This is a genomic window from Coprococcus sp. LG101-27, from assembly GCF_027695515.1.
Taxonomy (GTDB): Bacteria; Bacillota; Clostridia; order Lachnospirales; family Lachnospiraceae; genus Allocoprococcus; species Allocoprococcus comes.
Window position 1 is genome coordinate 1 of sequence record NZ_JAQEUJ010000046.1, and the last position, 7488, is coordinate 7488.

Genomic DNA, 7488 nt, shown 5'->3' on the forward strand with positions numbered 1-7488 from the left:
TCAACGGAGGCTTATTCAACGATACAGTCTGTTTTTGAAGATGCGGATGTGATATATTTTACCGGCGGAAATTCTTTTTTCCTTATAGACCAGCTCCGTAAAACGGGAACGGATGAGCTGTTGAAAAAAGAATTGGCAAAGGGAAAACTGATGATTGGTGAATCGGCAGGTGCGATTATATGCGCTCCAAGCATCCAATATATCGAGCAAATGGATGAAAAGCCGGAGGACTACTCACAAGAAGATGATGCAGGGCTTGATTTGATTGATTTCTATGTTCTTCCGCATTATCTTACAGCACCATTTAAGAAAGTTACCGAGAAAATAATGACTGAGTTTTCGGATTTGAATCTATGCCCAATTAACAACCGTCAGGGAATTGTAATTGATGGTGAAGAGGTGAAGGTTCAAAGGTTATTTGCAAAGACTAATTTGAAAATTCTTGTTTGTATATATCTTTTAAAAGGTATATGATTAAGAAAAACGGCAGGAGGTATCTGAATGAAATCACATAAATATTGGTCTATCGGTGCACTGATTACAATGCTTGGAACTTTTTATACAGGTTATAAGGGATCAAAAGAAGGCCATAAGTACTTTGCAGCAAGTTCTTTGCTTTGCATGATTATGGCTATTTATACAGGACACAAGATGATTTCTGGTAAAAGTAGGAAGAAAAAAGAAGTTTCAGTAGAGAGTGTTGAAGATTAAAAAACAAAATATTTTAATAAATAACGCCGGTGCGGGATTTTTGATATCCAGTACTGGCGTTATTTATTCTACAGGGGCTTGGGGGGTGTAGCCACCAAATATATTTTTAATTTTCTTCTTCGGTAAGTTTGTTAAGGATCCACTCCCTATTGATAACAACATCCTCATCATCGCGGAGATCCTTGAAATCATCGCAGTGTGAAGAAGCAAATTCATACATATTGTCAATGTCAACTGCACCAGTAATCTCACTCTTATTAATGATTACAAGAATATTTGTTCCGTCGTCATCGACAGCAAAGCGCAGTTCATCAAATTCTTTATCAGGATCATTTTTGAGAATAGAATCTGTCGCAAGTAATTTGACAAGTTCCATTATCCTGTCATCCTTACCAGCATCAAAGATCTGGATCTTTTCAACGAGCTGATTTGGTGACGTTACAACTCGGTTTAAGTACTTTTCAGTATGAAAATCAGCTAAAGCATTTTTTTCACAAAATATTTCACATGTCTTTTCCACTTCTGATTCCGGAACCAGATAAATCATGATAAGATCGGTTTTATGAATATGGCAAACACCATGATCATGAATATTACGACAAAAAAGCAGGAATATGGTGTATTACAGGCTGTGGGTATGACAAATAAACAATTAAATTTATGCCTGCAGCTACAGGGACTGATTTTTACGGTTGGCACCATATGCGTAGCACTTATCGTTGGTCTGCCACTCGGCTATGCACTTTTTTCCTATGCAAAACATAATGGAATATTTGGAATGAATGTCTATCATGTTCCAATTACACCAATTCTTGCTATGATTTTGCTGGTCGGTCTGTTGCAGATTGTGCTTTCCCTCGTTCTAAGCAGTAATCTGAAAAAAGAAACGCTGGTTGAAAGAATAAGGTATCAGGGATAGCAAGTATTGCTGGGATATCCTCAGTATCATAACAAGAATTAAAAGCACTTGGTTTCAAAAAGTTTTGTACTTTTGACAAAATGCAACCGATTTTTCATCAATTATAATAAATTTGATTAAGCAGCCTGTGTGTAATGAAGCATACAGGCTGCTTGCATTTTATAACTCTAATGAATCTTCTGTATCTACCCACATCTGTAAATTGCCCTCAAGATATAATCTCGCATATTCAAGTGGTTCATCGACTGCAAGTGAAGTCAATGCACAGTCTGATCCGGGTGTGGTTTTTAAATCCTTTTCGGCTTCCCAGCAGTCAATGCGAAGCATATAGCCAACATTTGTATAAATGTCAATGCTGTTTCGTTGTGGATTGTATTCTGCAAATATTGTTCTCATCGTATCCCATCTCCTTATCATTTAATCAATCATTAGTATATGGTCAGAGAATGAAGAAAAACCGGAATTCACGAACAGGATTCCGGTTTTTTAGCTGCCATAGGATGCAAGATAAGCTGTCACTGGCAGGTTCTTTGTGTGAATCCTCTATTTCGGACAAGAGATAATTTGACAGGAAATTTCAAAGAAGAGTATAATACATATTAAGACATTTTGAATCGGCATGTGTCCGGAAGAAGCTGTCACTGGCAGGTTCTCTGTATTATAAGCAGGTTCGAAATAGACGCTATGGGGGAAAATAATTTGGAAAAAAAACTGACAATAAATGATATAGCCCAGATGTCCGGTGTAGCAAAAAGTACTGTATCAAGATATCTGAACGGGGGAAGCGTCAAAGATGCAACGGCCCAGAAGATAAAAAAAATCATCGAAGAAAATAATTATGAGCCGAATCTGTTTGCAAGGCTGAATGCAAAAGAGAGCCGGATCATAGGACTTACGGTACCTGGATTTAACTCGGTAACAACACCGAGACTTGTAGAAGTAATCGTTGCCTATCTTAAGAAAAATGATTATACACCTCTTATCATGCATACGGAAAATGATATCGAAGAAGAAATACGCTGTATCGAACGGCTGAAGAATATGAATGTAGATGGAATTATGGTTCTTGCGACGGGAAGCACAAAAGAATACGAAGAAGCAGTAAAGAAGTTAAAAATTCCAATCCTGTTTCTTGGACAACGCTTCCCGGGAGAGAATTCTGTCATTAATGATGATTACAATGCAGGATATGCGGTGGGTAATTATATCGGACAACGTAAGTTCAAGGAGATTTATATGCTCTGGGTACCTGAAGATGACCCGGCAGTAGGAGGAGAACGACGCCATGGAGTGATCGATGGACTTATGTCCTGTGAGAAAAAGCCAAAAGAAGTCATAGAGACAACGTTCTTTTATGAAAATGCAATTGAAAATGTACAGAAATTTGTAGATCATATGAAGACACCGGCGGCAGTCGTATGCGCAACAGACCGTATCGCATTTGGCGTGTACAAAGTAATGTCAGAGAAAGGTATACGGATACCGGAAGAAGTATCCGTGGTAGGATTTGGCGATTACGAAGCAGGAGAACTGTTACAGCCGCCACTTACGACGGTAAAATTTGACTGGAAGAACTGGGGGGAGATCAGTGCTGAGTCGATGATCCAGATGATTTTAGGAAAGCCGGTAAGCCCGCTTCAGGTCAACCCGTATAAAATTATAGAAAGAAAAAGTGTAAAAGAGAACTGAGAATCAGGCGGATCTGTCAATTTGACAGACCCGCTTTTGTGCAATATAGACAAATTTAGATATCAATTTTTGGAACCGTTTCCAAAAATGAAATTGCAGTGACGTTTTGTGTTGACATACAAAAGCTGATGTATATAATAAAAACATGGGAACGGAACCGGTTCCAAAAACAAAACAATACAAGGAGAAGAGAAATGGGAAAGAACAATGAGTATCTGGAAATATCAAAACAGATCGTAGCCAATATTGGTGGAATGGATAATATCCAGGGAACAGCACACTGTGCAACCAGACTCAGGATCGTATTGAAAGATAATGATCTTGCAGATATTGAAAAACTGGAAGATATCGACAAAGTAAAAGGTGCGTTCATAGCAGGTAATCAGTTACAGCTGATCCTGGGAGCTGGAACAGTGAATGATGTATATGAGGTATTTGCCGAGTATACGAATACACAGAATATGTCACTGGGAGATCTGAAGGAAGAAAGTGCGAAGAGGCAGAATCCACTTCAGGCAGTGATCAAAGCGTTATCTGATGTATTTATCGGAATCATGCCGGCACTTCTTGCAGCAGCCCTTCTGATGGGAATTACAAGCGTCCTTGGCGGACTTGAAGTAGTAAAGACACATGATACCTTATATGCGATCAACCGGCTGGTAAGTCTTGCGTCTACAGGTATCTTTGCAATCCTTCCAATGGCAGTATGCTATTCAGCCGTAAAAAGATTTGGCGGGAATCCGGTTCTTGGTATGGTAATCGGAGCAATCATGTTAGACAGTTCTCTTGCCAATGCTTACCAGGCTGCACAGGGAACCGTTGATATAGAAGTTATCCGTCTGTTCGGACTGAAGATTGAGATGGTAGGATTCCAGGGAGGAATCATCATCGCGCTTATGATGGGATTTGTAGTTGCAAAACTGGATAAATTCTTCAATAAGGTAATTCCGGATGTAATCAAGCTTCTGGTTGCACCAATGCTGACAGTATTTATCTCTACGGTATTACTTTTTACACTTGTAGGTCCGGCAGGACGAATTCTTTCTAATGGAATCACAGACGGACTGATGTGGAGTACAGAACATCTGGGAGCATTCGGGTATGCGTTATTTGCCGGAGTTCAGCAGATCGTAGTTATCACAGGTCTTCATCACATTATCGGTGCGGTAGAAGCACAGCTTATTGCATCGACAGGAACAAACTTTTTAAATCCACTGATGTCTGTAGCTTTATTTGGACAAAGTGGTGCGGTACTTGGTTATCTTTCCCTGAACTGGAAGAACTTAAAAGCCAGAGAGCTTTGTATTCCAAGTTTCTGCTCGACATTATTTGGTATCAGTGAACCGGCAATCTTCGGAGTAAACTTACGTTACAAGTTTCCACTGATCGGTGGATGTATCGGTGGTGCAGTTGCAGGTGCATATGTATACTATTCAAAGCTTACTGCTCTTGGATTCGGTACAACTGCACTTCCTGGAATGGCAATTGCTAATCCGGCACATCACGGGTACATTAACTACATCATTGCACATGCAATCGCGATTACGATTGGATTTGTATGTACAGTCATCTTTGGAAAAATGCGGTCAGCACCGGATAAGAATAAAAATGACAAAAAGAACGATACAAAAGAAAATGATACAACAAAGGCAGTTATTACAGAAGAGCCTGGTGCAGTCTATGCAGCAGCAGAGGGAACAGTAAAAGATATCGAAGCATCGACAGATCCGACATTTGCAAACAAGGTACTTGGAGACGGTGTCGTTATCTTTCCGGAAAACGGAACCGTTATGGCACCATGTAAGGCAACCGTATCACTCGTATATCCAACCGGACATGCAATCGGACTTACAACTGCAGATGGAGCAGAGATCCTGATTCACTGCGGGGTAGATACCGTCAATATGAACGGTGAAGGATTTGAGACACTTGTAAAAGAAGGACAGGAAGTAACAGCAGAAGAAGCACTTATCAGATTTGACATCGACCTGGTGAAGAAGCATGGATACTCTCCGGAGATTCTTGTTATCTTCACAGAGCTTCCGGAAGGAAAGACCATCAAAACAGAAGAAAAACATATTGCAAAAAATGATAAGATGGCTGAAATCGTGTAAGGATAAGGTGGACAGGAACAGATGAACAAAGAGACATATTTAACAGAATATCCGAAGCATGAAAGTATGAGGGAGAATGTAAAAAAAGATAAAAACAGACTTCACTTTCATATGATGCCGCCGACAGGCTGGATGAATGATCCGAATGGTCTGTGTGAATTTCAGGGTGTGAATCATATTTATTTCCAATATACACCATTTCTTGCCGGATGGGGAACGAAGCTTTGGGGACATTACACAACAAAGGATTGGATTCATTATAAAGAAGAAGAGCCGTTCCTTTATCCGGACGAAGAATGGGACAGAGACGGTGTATATAGCGGATCAGCCTATACCTGTGAAGATGGAATTCACTATTTTTACACAGGAAATGTAAAACTCTGGGATAAAGATTATGATTATATCATGAATGGACGGGAACAGAATACGATTCACGTATTCAGTCCGGATGGAAAGAATATTGCATACAAGAAGCTTGTAATGACCAATGATGATTATCCGGTGAATATGTCCAAGCATGTCAGAGATCCAAAAATCTATAAAAAAGACGGCCGTTATTATATGATCCAGGGAGGCCGTGATGCGGAATCTGATGGCTGTGCACTTTTGTTTTGTTCCGACGATCTGGAACACTGGAAATGGTACGATACGGTGCGGACAGCAAAGCCATTTGGTTATATGTGGGAATGCCCGGATCTGTTCGAGATTGACGGCCAGCAGATTATGACATGCTGTCCACAGGGAGTAGATCAGAAGGGATATGATTACCAGAATGTGTACCAGTGTGGATATTTTCCGGTAGAGTTTGACCTGAAGAACAAATCATACAGCTTTGGAAAATTTCAGGAATTTGACAAAGGATTTGACATCTATGCGACACAGACATTTGCAGATGAAGCGGGTAGAAGAATCCTGATTGGCTGGATGGGGATTCCGGATGCAGATTATGATAATGATGCAACGGTTGCATATGACTGGATCCATGCACTTACCATGCCAAGAGAACTGGAATGGAAAGATGGAAAGATCTTACAGCATCCATTAAAGGAGATGAAAGATCTGCGTAAAAATGCATTTACCTGCGAGCTGGAAGCATTTACAAAGTGGGCGCCTGCGGACTGCTGTTTTGAACTGAGACTTGACGTGGAAGAAGCAAAAAATCTGGAGCTTAAGCTTCGTGAAGATGTTACAATAAGCTGGAAGGACGGGCTTTTTACCTTATCGATGGGAGAAAGCGGACGTGGAAGAAAGCAGCGCTTTGCTAAGGTGGAAGAGCTTTCGGATATTACCATCTTTTCGGATACATCAGCCATTGAGATATTCATTAATAACGGGGAAACAGTTCTGACAACAAGAGTATATAGTGAACATCTTGAACAGAAAGTAGAGCTTGTATCCAGAGAGGTAAAGGGAAGCGTTCATGGATATGAACTTGGATCATTCGAGGTTGAATATAAAAAATAGATTCCGGACTGCATAAGATATAACAGGTGAATATACGGAAAAGAAAATAAAAATGTGGACAGGTTCCTGAAAAAAGAGGTGCCAGTCCACATTTTTTATACCATAGTATGCAAGAGATGCTGTCAGTGGCAAGTTTTATGTATTGCCATGCATTTGTAAGAAGTAGCAGGTGGCAAGTTTTTTGTATCTGACTTTGTACTAGCATATTAGCAAAGAGAAAATTGCAAAATGTATAAAACAGAGATATTATTATAAAATAAGAATCTGTTATGGAAGATGTGAAATATCAGATAACAGGATATATGGAGTGAAGGTGGTTATGAAAAGTAAAGACAGTAAGATTTCTAAAATAGCAAGAATGCTGATGATGCTTTTAACAGTGATCCTGATCGCCCTGTTTTTGACGATCATGATTCTGGTCAGTAAGATACAAGGGACGGCGCGAGTGGTGAATTATGCTGACCTGGTCCGGGGAAAGACCCAGCAGATCATCAAGCTGGAGGATGCAAAAGAACCGCAGGATGAGATGATTGCATCGGTAGCCTCTTTCAATGGGATTTGAATCGAAAGATGAATATAATGAGATTATGT

8 protein-coding genes and 1 pseudogene are annotated in these 7488 nt (G+C 40.0%); 7 read left to right on the forward strand and 2 right to left on the reverse strand.

What is annotated here, in order from left to right; translation table 11 throughout:
* Together PG766_RS16505 and PG766_RS16510 are read left to right on the forward strand one after the other, a co-directional pair.
* A partial coding sequence (locus PG766_RS16505) for a Type 1 glutamine amidotransferase-like domain-containing protein (RefSeq protein ID WP_442872524.1) occupies positions 1 to 474 on the forward strand: 474 nt, incomplete at its 5' end.
* 27 nt (positions 475 to 501) lie between these two features.
* Positions 502 to 711 carry a DUF6219 family protein gene (locus PG766_RS16510; RefSeq protein WP_008392833.1) on the forward strand — a complete coding sequence of 70 codons (210 nt, stop codon included), beginning with the start codon at positions 502 to 504 and terminating at the stop codon, positions 709 to 711.
* Between the two features lie 106 nt (positions 712 to 817).
* On the opposite strand, the gene PG766_RS16515 is transcribed toward PG766_RS16510, so the two are convergent.
* Entirely contained in the window at positions 818 to 1258 is a 441-nt protein-coding gene (locus PG766_RS16515; protein WP_243014524.1) for a CpXC domain-containing protein, read from the reverse strand.
* A gap of 6 nt (positions 1259 to 1264) precedes the next feature.
* Here PG766_RS16515 and PG766_RS16520 point away from each other — a divergent pair.
* Positions 1265 to 1630, forward strand: a pseudogene (locus tag PG766_RS16520) (FtsX-like permease family protein); the annotation flags it as partial.
* 159 nt (positions 1631 to 1789) lie between these two features.
* Here the strand turns inward: PG766_RS16520 and PG766_RS16525 are convergent.
* Positions 1790 to 2026 (reverse strand): DUF6061 family protein, encoded by a 237-nt coding sequence (locus PG766_RS16525; protein WP_117824044.1) that lies wholly within the window; start codon positions 2024 to 2026, stop codon positions 1790 to 1792.
* Between the two features lie 303 nt (positions 2027 to 2329).
* Between PG766_RS16525 and PG766_RS16530 the strand changes: the two genes are divergently transcribed.
* From PG766_RS16530 to PG766_RS16545, 4 genes are all read left to right on the forward strand, one after another.
* Positions 2330 to 3319 (forward strand): LacI family DNA-binding transcriptional regulator, encoded by a 990-nt coding sequence (locus PG766_RS16530; protein ID WP_055262133.1) that lies wholly within the window; start codon positions 2330 to 2332, stop codon positions 3317 to 3319.
* 194 nt (positions 3320 to 3513) lie between these two features.
* Positions 3514 to 5433 (forward strand): PTS beta-glucoside transporter subunit IIBCA, encoded by a 1920-nt coding sequence (locus tag PG766_RS16535; RefSeq protein ID WP_118199515.1) that lies wholly within the window; start codon positions 3514 to 3516, stop codon positions 5431 to 5433.
* Between the two features lie 21 nt (positions 5434 to 5454).
* On the forward strand, positions 5455 to 6897 hold the full coding sequence (locus tag PG766_RS16540; RefSeq protein WP_117824042.1) for a glycoside hydrolase family 32 protein: 1443 nt from the start codon (positions 5455 to 5457) through the stop codon (positions 6895 to 6897).
* A 319-nt stretch (positions 6898 to 7216) separates the two neighbouring features.
* Positions 7217 to 7459, forward strand: coding sequence for a hypothetical protein (locus PG766_RS16545; protein WP_243006444.1), 243 nt, complete (start codon positions 7217 to 7219; stop codon positions 7457 to 7459).
* The last annotated feature ends 29 nt before the right edge of the window (positions 7460 to 7488 follow it).

Coding starts and splice junctions, on each gene's coding strand:
- PG766_RS16510 (WP_008392833.1), top strand. CDS start 502: ATGAAATCACATAAATATTGGTCTATCGGTGCACTGATTACAATGCTT.
- PG766_RS16545 (WP_243006444.1), top strand. CDS start 7,217: ATGAAAAGTAAAGACAGTAAGATTTCTAAAATAGCAAGAATGCTGATG.
- PG766_RS16525 (WP_117824044.1), bottom strand. CDS start 2,026: ATGAGAACAATATTTGCAGAATACAATCCACAACGAAACAGCATTGAC.
- PG766_RS16540 (WP_117824042.1), top strand. CDS start 5,455: ATGAACAAAGAGACATATTTAACAGAATATCCGAAGCATGAAAGTATG.
- PG766_RS16515 (WP_243014524.1), bottom strand. CDS start 1,258: ATGATTTATCTGGTTCCGGAATCAGAAGTGGAAAAGACATGTGAAATA.
- PG766_RS16535 (WP_118199515.1), top strand. CDS start 3,514: ATGGGAAAGAACAATGAGTATCTGGAAATATCAAAACAGATCGTAGCC.